The sequence below is a fragment of the Streptomyces rhizosphaerihabitans genome, assembly GCF_025399795.1.
In the GTDB taxonomy this organism is placed as follows: Bacteria; Actinomycetota; Actinomycetes; order Streptomycetales; family Streptomycetaceae; genus Streptomyces; species Streptomyces rhizosphaerihabitans.
This window is the reverse complement of sequence record NZ_JAODTZ010000059.1, coordinates 21,059-37,826: the sequence shown is the minus strand read 5'-3', so window position 1 is coordinate 37,826 and position 16,768 is coordinate 21,059. Positions and strand designations below refer to the sequence as shown.

Below are 16,768 nucleotides of genomic sequence, written 5' to 3'. Positions count from 1 at the left end.
GCTGCCCGGATCGTCGTCCCGATGAGTGATGAGTCCGGTCACATGGGGTTGTCCCGCAGCCATCGGAGCACCTGTCGGGCGTGCTTGTCCGGCGGAAAGACCGGATAGAAGACGTGCTCGATCACGCCGTCACGAACGACGAGGGTGATCCTCTTGTAGAGGACCACTCCGCCGGCTTCGAACGTGGGCAGGTCCAGCGCGGCGGCAAGCCGGAAGCCTGTGTCGGAGACCATCGGGAAGGGGAGTCGCAGCCGGTCGGCCACCTCCTTCTGGTAGGCGGTGCTCTGGCTGGACAGACCGAACACATGGGTCGCTCCGGCGGCCTTGAGGTCGCCGTGGTGGTCGCGGAAGTCGCATGCCTCACTGGTGCACCCTCGTGCTCCGGGGATGTTGTCCCACCCTTCCGGCAGGTCTGTGTCGGGACGGCCGGTGAGCGGGTAGCAGTAGACGATCGACCGGCCCGCGCCCAGGGCGCGCAGCGCGACGATGCCGCCTGCGGTGTCGTGCAACTCGATGTCCGGCACCACCTGGCCCGGGAGGTGAGCGGCCGCTCCGTCGTCCTCGGGGACAGGCAGATCCGCGGGTAGCTGGGTCAGGTGGCTCACGATGTTCCCTTCGATGACGGGTCTGTCGGCGAGGCTGTTGCGGTAGGCGGCTTCACGCAGCAGGCGGGACAGCGCGGACCGGCGGGTGCTGAGCGCCTCGATCCGCAGGGTCAGCTCGTCGATGGCGTCGCGGTAGGCGGCCAGGGAGGACGGGCAGTCGTCCGCGTGCGCCCGGCCGTCGGCCAGGCATTCGAGGAACGGACGCGTTCGCTCGACGGGAATCCCCAGGCGGTTCAGCTCCCGGGCTTCGCCCACCATGCGGGCGTCGTGTTCCGAGTAGTCCCGGTAGCCGTTGGCGAGCCGGGCGGGATTGATCAGCCCCAGCGACTCGTAGTAGCGAACCGTCTTCGTCGTCACACCCGCGCGTCGCGCGACCTCGCTGATCCTCATGATGCGATGAACATAGACCTTGCCCCCAGGGGCAACGTCAAGCCCGATCAGGCGGAACCCCCACGGGCGCCCGATGTCCAACCTCGCCTCGCCGCCTGTCGGGACAGACAGCGCGTGCGGAGCACATGGTCGGCGCCCCGGGCCGCGACCCCACCCGCCCGGCTTTCGGTGCGAGGCGCGAGGCGCGGGACGCCGTCACCGTCACAGCGCTCGCGCCGCGTAGGCCCGCACATCCGCGTCCGAGTCCGCCGTCGCCGTGGCCAGGGCAGTACGGGCGTCCCCGGTGGCACGGTGCCGGGTCAACGCGAGTACGGCCGCCTTGCGCACGTCGGCGTTCGGGTCGGCGAGGGCCTTGGCGAGAGCAGGGACGGCCAGGGCGGGGTTCGCGGCCGACAGAGCCCTGGCGGAGCCGGCCCGGACCTGCCAGGCCGCGTCGGACAGGGCGGCCACGGCGAGGGTGTCCAGCGGCGCCGGGCAGCCGGTGGTGCCCAGTGCCTCGTAGGCGGCCGCACGTACCAGGGCGTCCGGGTCGTCGACGAGCTCGGCCAGGGCGGAGTGGGCCGTCCCTGGTCCCGGGCCTGTCGGCGTCGTGCGGCCGAGCTGCCCGGCGACAGCGGTGCCCAGTGCCTTGGCGATCGTGACGCGGACCTCGCGGGACGGGTCTTTGGCCGCTCGGGCCACCTCTTGGGTGGCGTCGACCGACACGAGCGCCCGCACGGCCTCGATGCGGACGGCGATGCTGGAGTCCGAGAGGGAACCGGCGAACAGTTCGGCGTCACCGAGGCGCAGGGCACGCAGGACGTCCAGGGCGGCGGCACGCACGATGGGGTCGTCTCCGGACAGAGCAGCGGTGAGGCCGTCGCGCAGGGCCTGTTCGGCCGGCAGCGTCTCGACGAGTTCGCGCAGTGAGCCGGCCGCGGCCTCGCGCACACCGGCGTCGGCGTCGACGAGTGCCGCGGCGAGGGCGGGTCCGGTACCGGGCGGCACGGTCTCCGTCAGGACGGTGACGGCCGTCCGGCGGACGCTGGGATCGGCATCGGTCAAGTAGGGGACGACGGCGGAGAGTTCGGGTTCCTCCTCCGCGAGCGCGAGGAGCTGGAGCAGGCGCGGTGTGGTCGGCGGGTCCATCCCGGCACCGGGGCCGACGGTCGTGCCGCTCGGCGCGGGCTCGGGTGGCATCGTCACCGGCGCCGCTTCCCGGGCCCCCGCCGTCGCCACCTGCTCCGGGTGTACCTCGCCGAGGTGACGGGAGGGGCCGCCGACCGGGGTGAATCCGTCGACCGGAACGAGATACGGAGCCACCGGACGGGTGGTGAACTCCATAGTGCCGGAAGGGGACTTGTACAGGTCCAGGTGGTGGAACCAGGACGCGTCGTCGCGCCGGGGGTGGTCGAGGCGGTCGTGGTAGAGGCCCCAGCGGGACTCCGTGCGGGCCAGGGACGCCCGCGCCGCCATCTCCGCGCAGTCGCGGATGAAGGTGACCTCGGCGCAGCGCATCAGCTCGTGCGGGGTACGGGCGCCCATCGCGGCGATGTCGGCGCGCATCCGCTCGAACGCCTCCAGAGCGAGCGACAGCCGGGCGCCGGACTTCGGCGGGGCCACGTAGTCGTTCACGAAGCGGCGCAGTTTGTATTCGACCTGGGGCTGCGGCGGACCGTCCGGGTTGCGCAGGGGGCGGTAGATCAGTTCGTGCGCCTCGCGCAGTTGGCCGGAGGGCAAATCGCCTTCGTACGCCGTGTATTGGGCCGCGTCCGCGCCGGCCAGGTCGCCGAACACGAACGCGCCGATCATGTAGTTGTGCGGTACGCAGGCCAGGTCGCCGGCGGCGTACAGACGCGGGACGGTCGTACGGGCGTGGTCGTCCACCCGTACCCCCGAAGCCGAATGGCCGCCGCACAGACCGATTTCGGAGATGTGCATCTCGACGTCGTGCGTGCGGTAGTCGTGGCCGCGGCCGGAGTGGAACGTGCCCCGGGTCGGGCGCTCGGTCGAGTGCAGGATCGACTCCAGGGCCGCGACCGACTCCTCCGGGAGGTGGCTCAGTTTCAGGTACACCGGGCCCCGGTCGGACGCCACCTCCGCCGCGAACTCGGCCATCATCTGCCCGGACCAGTAGTCGGAGTCGACGAAGCGCTCCCCGTGCCGGTTGACCTGGTAGCCGCCGAAGGGGTTGGCCACGTAGGCGCAGGCCGGGCCGTTGTAGTCCTTGATCAGCGGGTTGATCTGGAAGCATTCGATGCCGGTGAGCTCGGCGCCCGCGTGATATGCCATGGCGTAGCCGTCGCCCGCGTTGGTCGGGTTCTCGTACGTGCCGTACAGGTAGCCGGAGGCGGGCAGGCCGAGGCGGCCGCAGGCGCCGGTCGCCAGGATCACGGCGCCCGCGCGGACGGTGACGAACCGCCCCGTACGGGTGTTGAATCCGGCGGCTCCCACGGCCTGTCCCCGCGCCGTCAGCACGCGCACCGGCATCACCCGGTTCTCGATGCGGATCCGCTCCCGCATCTCACGCCGCCGCAGCTGCCGGTACAGGACCTTCTTGACGTCCTTGCCCTCCGGCATGGGCAGCACGTAGGAGCCGGAGCGGTGTACTTGGCGGACCGCGTACTCGCCGTGCTCGTCCTTCTCGAACTTCACCCCGTACGACTCGAGGCGCTGCACCATGGCGAAGCCGCGGGTCGCGGTCTGGCGGACGGTGGACTGGTCGACGATGCCGTCGTTGGCGCGGGTGATCTCGGCGACGTAGTCGTCGGGTTCGGCGCGGCCCGGAACGACCGCGTTGTTGACGCCGTCCATGCCCATGGCGAGTGCGCCGGAGTGACGGACATGGGCCTTCTCCAGCAGGATCACGTCCGCACCGTGTTCGGCGGCCGTCAGCGCTGCCATGGTGCCGGCGGTGCCGCCCCCGATGACGAGGACGTCGCAGCTCAGTTCCTCGGCGTCGCCGAGGGCGGGGATCTCCAGGGGGGTGTTCACGGGGGTGGTCACCGGAGTGCCTTTCAGGTACCGAGCGAGGAGAGGACTTCGCGGCGCAGCGCCACGCGCGCCGGGTCGTCGTGCGCCGCGCGGTCGCGCGGGTGAGGCACGTCGTGCAGCGCGGCGAGGCGGCCGGAGCGGAGCAGTGCCACCCGGTCGCCGAGGAACAGGGCCTCGTCGACGTCGTGGGTGACGAACACGACGGTCGCGCCCGTGCCCCGCAACACCTCCACCAGCAGGTCCTGCATACCGGCGCGGGTCTGGGCGTCGAGGGCGCCGAAGGGCTCGTCCATGAGGACGGCGCGTGGCGCCGGCGCCAGGGCGCGGGCCAGTTGCGCGCGCTGGCGCTGGCCGCCGGAGACGTGGTGCGGCAGCCGGCGGGACTGCCCGGCGAGACCGACCCGGGTGAGCCAGGCCTCGGCCCGGGTTCGGCGTCCGGCGCGAGGCAACCCCTGGATGGCGAGGGGCAGTTCGACGTTCGCGCGCAGGGTGCGCCAGGGCAGGAGGGCGTCCTCCTGGAAGATCAGGGCGCGGTCGGCGGAGGGTCCCGTCAGCCGGAGCGTGTCCTGGGTGACTTCTCCGGCGAGGGGGGACAGCAGTCCGGCCAGGGTGCGCAGCAGTGTCGACTTGCCGCAGCCGGAGGGGCCGACGACGGTGAGGATCTCGCCGGGGGCCACGTCGAGGTCCACCCCGTGGAGCACGGGCGCGTCCGGGCGGCCGAGGGTGGCGTCGCGCAGGGCGAGTCCCGCTCCGGTACGCGACGGTGAACGGACGTCAGACGAGCTGGTCATGGGGCACGTCCTTCTCGGTCCCGGGTGTCACCGGTACGGGGGTGGTGGCGCCGCGCGGCCGCCGAGGGATCCGCGCGCCGGGCACGTACGACGTACGCGGCAGCCAGCGGGTCAGACGACGGCCCACGACCTCCACGGCGGTGGAGGTGACCCAGCCGAGGACACCGATCGTGACCATCCCGACGAACACGCCCGGATAGTTGACGATCGTGTAGTCCTGCCAGGTGCGGTAGCCGACGCCGTACTGGCCGGAGATCATCTCGGCGGAGATGACGCAGATCCACGAGACGCCGAGGCCGACGGACAGGCCGCCGAAGATGCCGGGGAGCGCGCCCGGCAGGACGACCGAGGCGAGGATCCGCAGGCGGCCGCCGCCCATAGTGCGTACCGCCTCTTCCCATACGGGGGTCAGTGCGCGGACGGCGTGCCGGGTGGAGACCAGGACCGGGAAGAAGGCGGCGGTGAAGGTGATGAAGACGATGCCCTGTTCGTCGGAGGGCAGGAGGAGGATCGCCACGGGGACGAGGGCGATGGCCGGGATGGGCCGGATCACTTCCAGCAGCGGGCCGAGCAGGTCAGCGGCGAGGCGGGAGCGGGCCACGAGTACGCCCGTGGCCACGCCCAGGACGGCGGCGAGCAGGAAGCCGGTGAGGATGCGGGTGAGGCTGTCGGTGAGGTCCGTCCAGTAGTCGGGGCCGGACAGACGGTCGGCGAAGGCGCGTGCCACGTCGGCGACCGTGGGGAACTGCGAGAAGCGCAGCCACAGGTCGACGTCCAGGCCGGTCAGCAGCTGCCAGATGCCGAGGGCGGCCGCCGGCGAGCCGAGGCGCAGGACGAACCGGCCCGCTCGCCGTGGATACCGGGGCGTGAACCGGCCGGCCTGTCGCACGTCCCGGGTCATGACGCCCGTCGCAGTGCGGCGGCGTACGTGATGACGCGGGCGCCGCTGTGCTCGGCGACGTAGGCCTTCGCGGTCGCCGGTGCGACGAAGGGGAGGAGCTGGTCGCCGTCGGCCGCCCAGACCGCCTTGTCGGCGAACCACAGGGTGCCGGTGGTGGCGTCGGGTACGTAGGCGGCGCGGATCGCGTTCTTGTGCTGGGCGACGTAACTCAGCAGTGCCGCAGGGGACTTGAAGGTACGGGTCTGCTCGGCGTCCTTGGGCCACACCTCGCTCGCGACCGGTGCGGGCAGGGTGGCGAGGCGCTTGGCGTAGGCGGCTCCGAGGGCCTTCCTGGCGTACTGGTCGTCGACGAAGGAGTCCACGTCGATGTCCCCGGTGAGCTTCGCCGACCGGAGGATCGACACGTCGTCCTTCAGGGCGGAGACGAGCCGCGGTTTGATCGCCGGGTCGAAGGTGGAGATGCCGTGGGCTCCGTTGTAGAGGTAGACGACCTCGGCGGGCAGCCCGGTGGCTTCGGCGACCTTCTCGGCGGCGGAGACGGGGTGGGCGTCGAGATAGTCCGTGGCCTTCGCCTGGGCTGTGAGGAAGGCCTCCAGGACGGCGGGCCGCTTCTCGGCGAAGTCCTCGCGGGCGGTGACGCCGTGGAAGGTCGGCAGGTTCAACTGGGCGCCGTCGTAAAGGGCCTTCGCCTTGCCCTGGTAGGCGAGCAGGCCCGGCCAGGCGACGAACTGCGACAGTGCGTCCACACTGCCCGCGGAGAGCGCCGAAGCCCCCACCGCCGGTTGCTGGTTGAGCTTCTCGATGTCCTTGTCCGGGGCGATGTCGGCGCGTTGCAGGGCGCGTACGAGTGTGCCGTCGGCGGCCGAGCCGATGCTCGTCGAGACCTTCTTGCCCTTCAGGTCCGCGAGGGAGCGGATCTTGGAGTCGGGGGCGGTGACGATGGTGTTGAGGCCGCCGCGGAGGTTGTAGCCGGTGACCGAGACGAGGTGGGTGGGGCGGCCGAGTTGCCTGCCCCGTGCCGCGTTGATGAGGAGGGGGAAGTCACCCATCGAGCCGATGTCGATCTTCCCGGCGGTCATCTGGGCGGTGATGGGAGCACCGGTGGCGTAGTCCTGCCAGTCGACCTTGTAGGTGTGGCCGTCATGGAGGGCGTCGAGGTCCTTCTCGAAGTAGCCGAGGGAGCGCAGGAGGGTGCCTGCCGTGACCGTGTTGATCGTCTTGGACTGGTAGCCGACGGTGACGGTGATGGTGGAGCCGTCGCCTCCCGCGGAAGCGCTGCCGCCGCAGGCCGTCAGGGGGAGGAGAAGGAGGGCGCTTGCGGCAACTGCCTTGTATTTCATGGGAGTTCAGGGCCTTTCACCGGAGCAGGTAGGGCATGTTGACCGTGACGGCTCCGGTGGGACAGCGAGCCGCGCACGGGCCGCAGTACCAGCACTCGTCGACGTGCATGTACGCCTTGCCGCTGCTGTCGTCGATGGCGAGGGAGTCCAGCGGGCACATGTCCACGCAGAGCGTGCAGCCTTCGATGCACTTCGACTGGTCGATGGTCACAGGCACGTCGGCCCGCTGGGGTGCCAAGGGCATGGCTGTCTCCGGGAAGGTCGTGCGGAGGGGAAGGGCGGTGTCAGAGGGAGCGGTGCAGGAGGCCGCTCATCGTGATGCGGTCGCCGCGGAACCGGATGAACTCCAGGTCGACCGGGCGGCCGTCGGCGAGGTGCGTCAGCCGTTCCAGCATGAGGACGGCCGCGCCGCGCGGGGCTTCGAGTACGGCGGCGGAGTGGGCGTCCGCGGTCACCGCCTCCAGGGTGATCTCGGCGTGACCGAGGGGCTGGCCGGTGATGCTTTCCAGGAGGCGGAAGACGTCGGTGTTCTCCAGGTCGGCGCCGAGCAGGGCGGTGCCGATGTCGAGGGGGATGTAGGTGAGGTCGAGGGAGAGGGGGAGACCACCCAGGCGGCGCAGGCGTTCGATGTAGAGGACCTCGGTGCCGGGCGGGACGTGGAGGCGTTCAGCGACCGGGGCGGGTGCCGGGGCGGGGCCCACCGTGCGGACCTCGTTGGCGACCCGGCCGTGTTCGTGGAGGGTTTCCGCGAGGCCCATCAAGCGTTCGAGGCCGTGGGGGTACTTCTGGGCGACGACGACCGTGCCGACGCCCGGCTGGCGTTCGACGAGGCCCTCGGCGCGCAGGAGGTCGAGGGCCTGACGGACGGTGTTGCGGGAGGCCCGGTAGTCGCCGGCGAGGATCGACTCGTGCGGCAACGTGCCCGTGGGGAAGCCGCCGGTGAGCAGCTGGTGGCGGAGGAGGTCGGCGAGCTGCCGGGCCCGGTCGGCGCGCAGTCGGCGCCGCGCACGGTGGGCGGCGACAGTGGTCGCGCCCTGGCCGGCGTGGTCTCGGATGCGGTCGGTGGGAGGCACGGGTCGAACCCTATCGATCCGATAGGGATACTCGTGTTGCAGAAACATTGCGCCACCTGATGGGTGACCAAATGCCGCGCCGACCTGGGGTTTCCGGCGGCGGACGGGAAGATGTGCCAGCCACTGCCCGGTTCGGGGGAGGGACGCCAGGCACTGCGGGGCGCGATCCGCGGCGGAGCCGGACCGGCTCCGCCGCGCCGCACCAGAGGTCCGGCTCTCACGTGGCGCCGTCCACGGCTTCGTTCTCCAGGGGGAGAAGGTCCAGGCTTCCGCAATGTGAGACACCTGTCCGAAACTTATTGACCGAGGGCGCGGACGTCTGCTCAACTCACGTTCCATGACCCCGCGCGTGGATTTGACTCGGAGGCGCCACATCGACCTGGCGCACGTCTCCAGCGCGTTCTGTTGTCGTTGATCCCCAAGGTGTGTCGCTGATCCACGAAGCGGTCCTCGCCGTCGGCCGGTGCGCTCCGAAGGCGTAACTCCGGCCGGTGGGCGCGAAACCGCCCCAGTGGTGTCTTCCGAGGGAACGTGGGGCGGTGCGAACCCGCCCCGGCGGTGTCTCCCGAGAGACCGTGGTCCCCGCCGCGTGACTGCCTTCTTCTCTCCGTCCTCTCTGCGTTCCTGCCTCTCTGCCTGAGGAGAAGCGGGTGCCGCACAACGCGAGGCCGGCGAGGGGATGTGCCCTCGGCTGCGAGCCAGGGGCACGTCGCGCAAGTGGCGCGGTCCCGACGGGACTTCAGCGAAACACCCCCGACGGTGTGCGCCGACCGGTGCGGTGGCACGACCTCCACCACACAGCCTGACCTTCGTCCGGTACCTCCTGCGTAGTCGCCGAGGCCCTCGTATCGAGACCGGACCGAGTACGGGCTCCGTAGCCGTTCGTCGCCGCCATCACCCACTCCGACTCTCAGCACCCGGCGGTGCGCCCCATTCCTCGAGAGGGACCTCCTCATGCCTCCACCCATCCGCAAGCTCATGGGCCGCATCGGCGCGGTCGTCGAGGACGTCGACCTCACGGCACCCCAGCCGCTGATCCTCCGCAACAGGATCACCCAGCACTACGAGGTGGACCACTACGACGACCATCCGCGCCGCCTCGGCCATGTGAAGGTCGCGGCAGACGTGCCGGTCGGTGTCGACGGCCGCCGCAGCGAGCAACTCGTCGGTGACGCCTCGCACTACAGCAAGGTGCTGGAGGTGGCGGCCCGATGACCGAGATCAGCCTCGAGAGGCCGGCCGTCGTCCCGTCGGCCGCCGAGACGACGAGTGCCCCGCGACGCGAGGTCTTCCTGCCGCGCGACACCCGCAGGCAGACCCCGCTCCGCGCACTCCGCGAGCGGCTGCGCTGGCCGCTGGGGATCTACACGACTCCGGTCGTGATCCTCATCGCCTGGGAGATCCTGGCCACGGCGGGAGTGCTGAAGAAGACCTATGCTCCGGCACCGACGTCCATCGTCAAGTCCGCTGTCGAACTGTGGCAACAGGGCGTCCTCGGGCCGGACTTGGCCATCTCACTGCAACGGGCCGGCATCGGACTCGCGCTCGGTCTCACGGTGGGCATCGTCACCGGCGTACTCGGCGGGCTGCTGCGCAGCGGCGAGTACCTGTTCAACGGTGTCGTGCAGGTGCTGAACACCATTCCGCTCCTGGCGGTGCTGCCGCTGATGATCGTGTGGTTCGGCATCGACGAGCTCACGAAGGTCCTGCTGATCTCGTTCGGCGCGGGCGTTCCGATGTATGTCAACCTCTTCGCCGCGATCCGGGGTGTCGACCAGCGGCTGATCGAGATGGCGCGGACGACGGGCGCCGGCACCTGGCGCCTGGTGACCCGTGTCCTGGTGCCCGGAGCCCTGCCGGGGTTCCTGGTCGGTCTCCGGTTCTCTCTCGCGTACAGCGTTCTGGGCCTTGTCGCCGCGGAGACGGTCAACGCCGACAAGGGTCTCGGCTTCCTCATCACTCAAGGGCAGACCTACCTCCAGACCAACCAGGTCTTCGTCGGGCTGGTCATCTACTCGCTCCTCGGTCTGCTCGCCGACCAGTTCGTCCGGGCTCTCGAGCGGGTGCTGCTGCGGTGGCGCCCCAGTTATGAGGCAGCATGAGCATCACGGCTTCCCCGCGCAGCGCACGACCCCGCCGGCAGGCAGGTGCCGTCGTCGAGAACGTCGTCCGCCGGTTCGGGGACCGGGTCGTCCTCGACCAGCTGGACCTCACCATCGCCGACGAGGAGCTGGTGGTCCTGCTGGGCCCCTCCGGCTGCGGCAAGAGCACCCTCCTCAGGCTGCTGGCCGGTCTTGACCGGCCCGACGGCGGGCGGGTGGAGGTCCCGGCGAAGCGGGCGATCGTGTTCCAGGCCGACCGTCTGCTGCCATGGCAACGGGTGCTGCGCAACGTCACCCTCGGCCTGCACGGAGCGGACGCCGACCAGCGGGCTCTCGACGTGCTCGCCGAAGTCGGACTCTCGGGCCGTGAGAAGGCGTGGCCCAAGGAGCTCTCCGGTGGCGAGGCCCAGCGGGTGTCACTGGCGCGGGCGCTGGTCTCGGAGCCCGAACTCGTGCTGCTCGACGAACCGTTCGCGGCACTCGACGCGATCACGCGGCTGCGCATGCACGACCTCGTGCGAGCGCTGCGGAGCAAACACCACGCGGCCATGCTGCTCGTCACCCACGACGTCGACGAGGCGATCGCGCTGGCCGACCGCGTCGTCGTCATGAGTGACGGACGCATCGGCACCTCGCACCGCGTCGAACTCTCGGCCGCGGACCGGGAGGCGAGCATCGCGCGGGAGGAGCTGCGCTCCGCGCTCCTGGAGGACCTCGGCCTGGCCAACCAGCACTGAGTTCTTCCGCCACGACGACCGACTTCCCCGCCGCACCGACCCATTTCCCGGACACACCGACCGACTTCCCCGCCACGCCGGCCGACTTCCCCGGCCACACCCACCGACTTCCCCCGCTCCAGCACAGAAAGCACGTGAGAACCCATGTCCAGAAGCACCTCCCGCACAGTCGCCGCCGTCGGCCTGCTCGCCCTGGGGAGCACCCTCGTCGCCTGCGCATCGACCTCGGAGGCCGCCGCACCCCTGAGCAGTTCCAGCGGATCGGGCGCGGGCAGCCACCCCGAGTGGAAGAAGTACACCTTCACCATCGGCGACAACGGCGGTGACGGCAGCCAGGAGCTGGCGAAGATCACCGGCGTGTTCGACAACGCGCCCTACAAGGTGAAGTTCGCCCGCTTCACCTACGGCCCGCCACTCGTGCAGGCGGCCGCGTCGGGTGACATCGACCTGGGCAGCGTCGGCGACGTGCCGCCGATCACCGGCGCCGCGAAGGAGTACGGCTTCAAGGTCGTCGCGGTCAACCGCTCCCTCAGGCCCACCCAGGCGAACGAGAACATCATCGTGCCGAAGGGCTCGAAGCTGAAGACGCTCGCGGACCTCAAGGGCAAGAAGATCGCTGTGCCGCAGGGCAGTTCGGCTCACGGTCTGGCACTGAACGCGCTGAAGAGCGTGGGCCTCACCCCCAAGGACGTGAAGCTGGCCTTCCTCGACCCGGCGGCCGGCGCCACGGCCTTCAACACCGGCAAGGTGGACGCCTGGTCCATCTGGAACCCGCAGTCGGCGATCGCGGTCAAGAACGGCGCGCGCATCCTGGCCAAGGGTCTCCCGCCGATCGACCAGACGAGCAGCTACTACGTCGCGAGCGAGAGCTCGCTGAGCGACAAGACCAAGCGGGCGGCTCTCACCGACGTTCTGCAGCGGCTCGCCCACGAGTTCGCGTGGGCGATCAAGCACGAGGACAAGTACGCGGAGGCGATCTCCAAGGAGGAGGGCATCCCCCTCGACGACGCCAAGGTGTCCTTGAAGGCCTTCGAGACCCGGGTGACCCCGGTGGCGAAGGCGGACATCGAGGCGGAGCAGAAGCTCGCCGACGCCTTCCTGGAGGCGGGGCAGATCACCAAGAAGGTCGACGTCCCGTCGATCACCGACAACCTCCTGCCGACCGGATACGACAGCTCGAAGCTGTCGGTCGGCTGATCAAGCACACCACGAACGGAACTGGAGAGCAGTTGTGAGCGACCAGAGAAGACGCCGGCTCCACCTCAACGCCTTCCTCATGGAGGCGGGACACCACGAGGCGGCATGGCGGCTCCCGCACAGCAACCCGCGAGCGGACTTCGACCTGCGGCACTGGATCGAACTGGCTCGGCTGGCGGAGAGCGCCAAGTTCGACTCGCTGTTCCTCGCGGACGGCCCGGCGATCACCGGCACGGGCGAGTTCCGGCCGCCGGGCCAGCTCGAGCCGCTCACCCTGCTGACCGCGCTGTCTCAGGCGACCAGCAGGATCGGACTCATCGCGACCGTGTCGTCGACGTACAACGAGCCCTACAACCTCGCCCGTCGCCTCGCGTCGGTCGACCACGTCAGCGGCGGCCGGGCCGGCTGGAACATCGTCACCTCGGCGGGCGCCGACGAGGCGGCCAACTTCGGCCTCGTCGACCGTCCCGACCACGCCGAGCGGTACGCCCGGGCCGACGAGTTCCTGCACATCGCCAAGGCACTGTGGGACAGCTGGGAGTCCGAGGCCGTCGTCGCCGACAAGACCACCGGGCGCTACGCCGACCCCGCCCGGCTCCACAGGCTCGACCACCGCGGCAAGCACTTCTCGGTGGCCGGCCCGCTCAACGTCGAGCGACCCCCGCAGGGGCACCCCCTGCTCGTCCAGGCCGGCTCCTCCGAGGACGGCAAGGACTTCGCGGCACACCACGCCGAGGCGATCTTCACCGCCCACCGGACGTACGAGCGCGCGGCCGGCTTCTACGCCGACATCAAGGCCAGGACCAGAGCCGCGGGGCGTGACCCGGACGGCGTGATCGTGCTGCCGGGCATCGTCCCGTACATCGGGTCGACCGAGGCGGAGGCCCGCGCGCTGGCGAAGGAGTTCGACGACCTGCGCGTCCCGGAGTACGGGCTGCGTCAGCTCGCCGCGGTCTTCGAGACCGAGCCGTCGGTGTTCGAACTCGACGAACCACTACCGGACTTCATCCTCGCGAGACCGAAGCTGGAGGGCTCGCAGAGCCGCTCCGACCTGATCATCGAACTCGCCGTACGCGAGAAGCTGACGGTCCGCCAGATCATCTCGCGGCTCGGCGGCGGCCGAGGCCACTTCGAGTTCACCGGCACGCCCGAACAGGTGGCGGACGCGATCGTCACCTGGTTCGAGGGCGGTGCCGCGGACGGGTTCAACATCATGGCGCCGGCCCTGCCGTCCGGCCTGGAAAGATTCATCGAACACGTCCTGCCGATCCTTCGCGACAAGGGCCTGTTCCGTGAGGAGTACGAAGGCACCACCCTGCGCGAGCACTACGGGCTGGCGGTGCCGGCCAACCGGTTCCACCCGGAGGAGCTCCACGCGTCCGGTGCCTGACAGTGGGCTCTCGGATCAGCTTGTCCGGGGTTCGGCGAGGCGTACGAGGACAGACGGCGCCACCGCAGGGGCGGCATCCCGCTCCTGCGGTCCAGCGCTCTCACGGGTGCCACACAACGGACGCGCTGTCCCGCTCTGTGAGGTCGGCCGCGGGCGCGCGGTCTCAGGGGTTCGCCCAGGCGCCCGGGGTATTGGTCAACGCTGAGACGTCGGGGGGCAGTTGGGCCGAAGCGACGTCGGCGAGCGAGACGCCCTCGAGGATCTCGCGCACGTTGGACCGCAGCGCGATCCACAGGGGGAGCAGCGACTGGGCCGGGCCGGTGTACAAAAGGTCCGGGGGGCGGACCCCGCGCACCGAGACGAGCGGTCCGTCCACGGTGCGTATGACGTCGGCGATGCTGATGGACCCGGCAGGCTTGGCCAGGCGGTAGCCGCCGTTGCCGCCGCGCTGGCTGAGCACGAGACCGCCCCGGCGCATGTCGTTCAGTATGCCTTCGAGGAACTTGTGCGGAATGTCCTGGGCGTCGGCGATCGCCTCGGCCTTCAATGGCCCGTCATCCCGTGACGCGGCGAGCTGCAGCGCGGCACGTACCGCGTAGTCCGCCCTGGCTGAGATCCGCATGTGCGCATTATCCCGTACGGCTTCGATCGGTTTCCACCGCGGGCGGGCCATCGGGCAGGAGCACGGATTCCTGCCCCTGCCCAACGGTCCAGCTCCTCAAGCGGCGGCAGGCGTGCGGCGGGTGTCGTCGACGCCCTCGACGATGTGGCTGAGCGGGCCGTCGGCGCGGGCCGGGACGATGGTCGCCGACCGCGACTGTCCCGGCGGCTCCTGCCTCGGCGGCGGCCCCTGGGTGACAGCACCGCTCGGACGCCCGGTCGGCCGCGAGCCGCCGCCGACCGGGCGCGCGGTCGACCGTGGAACGTGCGCGCCTTGTCACTGATCCGCTGCTCCACGGTTTCCTGGTCAGACAGGCAGGACGAACGGAGGGTGCGCGCCGTTGAGGAAGTAGTCCCCGACGTCACGGAGTCGGTGGGCGACGGGCTCGTACAGGGTGTGGGTCCGCGCATTGCGCCAGAAGCGGTCGAAACCCAGCCGTGAGGACGTGGAGCGGGCGCCGATGATGTCGAGGGCGCGAGTGGTGGACTCCTGCGCAGCCCTGGAAGCAGCGGCTTCGGCCATGGACACGAGGACGGAGATCTCCGCGTACTCGTCGTAGGTCAGGTCTTCGCCGCGTGCCAGCCCGCCGTGCACGGCTTGCACCGCCTGCTCGGTGAGCGCGGAGGCGGAACGGGTGAGAACGGTGAGTTCTCCGTAGAGAGTCAGCATCCGCGGGTCCTGGGGAGAGCCGACCGGCCAGGCCGGATGCCAGAGTGAGTGGCCTGCCCTGCTGTACTCGCGGACTTCGACCAGCACTCCCTCGGCGATGCCGAGAAGGAGCTGGACGGAGAGGAGGCGTCCCACCGGCGAGGTGACGGCGGTCAGGGGTGACAGGACATCCTCGTCCGCGGACAGGGATCCGACTACGTTGTCGGCAGCGACCGGTACGGAGTCGAAGTCCACGCTGCCGCCGGCCGCGAGCCGCTGGCCGAAGGTGTCGGCATCGCCGTCGATCCTCACGCGGGGATGGGTGGGATCGACGACCACGGCGAATGGTTCGCCCGTGTCGGCCCGCTCGGCGCGTACGGCGAGGCGGTCGGCGACCAGGACTCCTGTGGCGTAGCTCTGCCGGCCGTCCAGTACGTAGCCGCCGCCTTTCCTGGTCAGCCTCAGGGGCGGTTCCTGACGGGCGAAGCCACCGCCCCAGGCCAACTGCTGCGCTGCGGGCTGCCGTTCGACCTGAGCGGCGCGGGCGGGCTCGGTGAAGAACTGGGCGCTCCACGACAGGAAGTAGTGACAGCCCAGCAGTTGGCCGATCGCACCGTCTGCCGAGGCGATCTCCCGGACGACGGCGTAGGCCGTGGGCCAGTCCGCGCCGCCTCCCCCGGACTCGGCCGGTACGAGGAGCGTCAGCAGTCCCGCCTCACGCAGTCGGGACACCTCGTCGAAGGGGGTCTTGCCTGCCTGCTCCCTGGCCACCGCGTCCGTGGCCAGGTCGTCCGCCGTTTCACGGGCCGCGCGCAGCCAGTGTGCACGGTCGGGTCCGGTCCGGTCGGAATCCGAGGCGGGTCCGGACGGCGCGATGGCAACGCCCATGGTGGTGGTCTCCTCAAGGTCGGCGACGAGGCGCCGTGTTGGGACTCTCTTGCGGGTGGGCCACGTACTCGTGGCCCACGCGTCGTACGGGAGACGATCCGGCGACACCCCCTGCCCGGCTTGCCGCAGGGGTGGTTTCGCCTGATCACCCGGGGTGAGAGAGAAGGGGCGGTGGCACGCGCAACGCGTGTGTCGCGTGCCCTACACGCGACAACAGGCGGCGCTGACGACGTGACCAAAGTCGACATGCCGACGACGAACGAGTCGCTGCTGCGTGTGGGGCATGTACATCATCCTGCGCACCCGTTGGGCGAGTGGTCAATGCTTTCCTAGTAAATCGATAGGAAATGTAGGGAGAGCCGTGCCGCGGGCGTTCTCGCAGGTGACTGTCGGCCATCGTGGCGGGTTCGGGTGCGGTCATCCTGCCCAACTGGGCGAGATGGACGACCAGATGGGCACCACCGCTCAACGCCGGTCCGGCATTCGGGCCGTAGTTGACGGGGAAGCCGGGTGCGCTGCCCAATTGGTCGCATGAAAGCCGAGCAGCGCCTGGTCACCCACAACCACATCGACTTCGGTCGAGTGTGGTCCGCAGCGTGTTGCGGCTGACGCGGCAGCGGGCCGTCCGAACGGTACTCCCTCCCTCGGCGACCTGGTCGCGGACGGAGTTCTCCCTGCGTGGCATCGTCGTGCGCATGCGATGAAATGCTCAGTAGAGTTCTGAGCAAAGTGACGAAGGGGAGCACCGTGGCCAAGGTCAACATCAGTCTCGATGCCGAGCTGGTGGTGGAGGTGATGGTCCTGGCCGGGGTCGGATCGCCCCAGGACGCCATTGAAGTGGTTGTGCGGGACTACATTGCTCGTGGCCATCGCACGGAGCAGCGCACTGAGCTGAGGGACCAGGGTCTGCGCCAGGTCGAGGTCAAGCCGCCGGATCCGCAGGGCTGATCATTCGGCTACGGCTACGGCTACGGCTCGGACGTGACGGACAGCGAGTGGACGGTGGTCCAGCGGGCGCTTCCGGCATCGGTATGGACAGGACGGCCGCGGTGGAGCGCGCGTGATCTTCAGG

At 70.2% G+C, this 16,768-nt stretch carries 15 protein-coding genes; 6 read left to right on the top strand and 9 right to left on the bottom strand.

Annotated elements, in window-relative coordinates; all coding sequences use genetic code 11:
- Nucleotides 1-38: 38 nt before the first annotated feature.
- From N4G66_RS38355 to N4G66_RS38325, 7 genes are all read right to left on the bottom strand, one after another.
- Nucleotides 39-995 carry a MerR family DNA-binding transcriptional regulator gene (locus tag N4G66_RS38355; protein ID WP_261708915.1) on the bottom strand — a complete coding sequence of 319 codons (957 nt, stop codon included), beginning with the start codon at nucleotides 993-995 and terminating at the stop codon, nucleotides 39-41.
- A 201-nt stretch (nucleotides 996-1,196) separates the two neighbouring features.
- Nucleotides 1,197-3,980, bottom strand: a complete 2,784-nt coding sequence (locus N4G66_RS38350; RefSeq protein WP_315903740.1) for a fumarate reductase/succinate dehydrogenase flavoprotein subunit — start codon at nucleotides 3,978-3,980, stop codon at nucleotides 1,197-1,199.
- An 11-nt stretch (nucleotides 3,981-3,991) separates the two neighbouring features.
- Nucleotides 3,992-4,759 carry an ABC transporter ATP-binding protein gene (locus tag N4G66_RS38345; protein WP_261708914.1) on the bottom strand — a complete coding sequence of 256 codons (768 nt, stop codon included), beginning with the start codon at nucleotides 4,757-4,759 and terminating at the stop codon, nucleotides 3,992-3,994.
- Complete coding sequence (locus tag N4G66_RS38340) at nucleotides 4,743-5,660, bottom strand: ABC transporter permease (RefSeq protein WP_261708913.1); 918 nt, start codon at nucleotides 5,658-5,660, stop codon at nucleotides 4,743-4,745. The genes N4G66_RS38345 and N4G66_RS38340 overlap by 17 nt, the downstream gene beginning before the upstream one ends.
- A complete protein-coding gene (locus tag N4G66_RS38335) occupies nucleotides 5,657-7,000 on the bottom strand; it encodes an ABC transporter substrate-binding protein (protein WP_261708912.1) in 1,344 nt (447 codons plus the stop codon). The genes N4G66_RS38340 and N4G66_RS38335 overlap by 4 nt, the downstream gene beginning before the upstream one ends.
- Before the next feature lie 16 nt (nucleotides 7,001-7,016).
- On the bottom strand, nucleotides 7,017-7,244 hold the full coding sequence (locus N4G66_RS38330) for a 4Fe-4S dicluster domain-containing protein (RefSeq protein ID WP_261708911.1): 228 nt from the start codon (nucleotides 7,242-7,244) through the stop codon (nucleotides 7,017-7,019).
- A gap of 40 nt (nucleotides 7,245-7,284) precedes the next feature.
- The gene (locus N4G66_RS38325) at nucleotides 7,285-8,073 is read right to left on the bottom strand and encodes a GntR family transcriptional regulator (RefSeq protein WP_261708910.1); all 789 of its coding nucleotides are present in this window, start codon (nucleotides 8,071-8,073) and stop codon (nucleotides 7,285-7,287) included.
- A 954-nt stretch (nucleotides 8,074-9,027) separates the two neighbouring features.
- On the opposite strand from N4G66_RS38325, the gene N4G66_RS38320 reads away from it, so the two are divergent.
- The 5 genes from N4G66_RS38320 to N4G66_RS38300 all read left to right on the top strand — a co-directional run bounded on the left by N4G66_RS38320 (nucleotide 9,028) and on the right by N4G66_RS38300 (nucleotide 13,499).
- Entirely contained in the window at nucleotides 9,028-9,288 is a 261-nt protein-coding gene (locus N4G66_RS38320) for a hypothetical protein (protein ID WP_261708909.1), read from the top strand.
- Nucleotides 9,285-10,175: an ABC transporter permease gene (locus tag N4G66_RS38315; RefSeq protein WP_261708908.1), complete on the top strand. Its 891-nt coding sequence runs from the start codon at nucleotides 9,285-9,287 to the stop codon at nucleotides 10,173-10,175. Before N4G66_RS38320 ends, N4G66_RS38315 begins: the two co-directional genes overlap by 4 nt.
- Entirely contained in the window at nucleotides 10,172-10,912 is a 741-nt protein-coding gene (locus tag N4G66_RS38310) for an ABC transporter ATP-binding protein (RefSeq protein WP_261708907.1), read from the top strand. The genes N4G66_RS38315 and N4G66_RS38310 overlap by 4 nt, the downstream gene beginning before the upstream one ends.
- Nucleotides 10,913-11,056: 144 nt before the next feature.
- On the top strand, nucleotides 11,057-12,109 hold the full coding sequence (locus tag N4G66_RS38305) for an aliphatic sulfonate ABC transporter substrate-binding protein (RefSeq protein ID WP_261708906.1): 1,053 nt from the start codon (nucleotides 11,057-11,059) through the stop codon (nucleotides 12,107-12,109).
- A 34-nt stretch (nucleotides 12,110-12,143) separates the two neighbouring features.
- Nucleotides 12,144-13,499: an LLM class flavin-dependent oxidoreductase gene (locus tag N4G66_RS38300; RefSeq protein ID WP_261708905.1), complete on the top strand. Its 1,356-nt coding sequence runs from the start codon at nucleotides 12,144-12,146 to the stop codon at nucleotides 13,497-13,499.
- Nucleotides 13,500-13,662: 163 nt separating this feature from the next.
- On the opposite strand, the gene N4G66_RS38295 is transcribed toward N4G66_RS38300, so the two are convergent.
- Together N4G66_RS38295 and N4G66_RS38290 are read right to left on the bottom strand one after the other, a co-directional pair.
- Nucleotides 13,663-14,121: an RrF2 family transcriptional regulator gene (locus tag N4G66_RS38295; protein ID WP_261708904.1), complete on the bottom strand. Its 459-nt coding sequence runs from the start codon at nucleotides 14,119-14,121 to the stop codon at nucleotides 13,663-13,665.
- Between the two features lie 345 nt (nucleotides 14,122-14,466).
- Entirely contained in the window at nucleotides 14,467-15,696 is a 1,230-nt protein-coding gene (locus tag N4G66_RS38290; RefSeq protein WP_261708903.1) for an acyl-CoA dehydrogenase family protein, read from the bottom strand.
- A 747-nt stretch (nucleotides 15,697-16,443) separates the two neighbouring features.
- Between N4G66_RS38290 and N4G66_RS38285 the strand changes: the two genes are divergently transcribed.
- The gene (locus N4G66_RS38285; RefSeq protein WP_261708902.1) at nucleotides 16,444-16,644 is read left to right on the top strand and encodes a type II toxin-antitoxin system VapB family antitoxin; all 201 of its coding nucleotides are present in this window, start codon (nucleotides 16,444-16,446) and stop codon (nucleotides 16,642-16,644) included.
- Nucleotides 16,645-16,768: the final 124 nt, after the last annotated feature.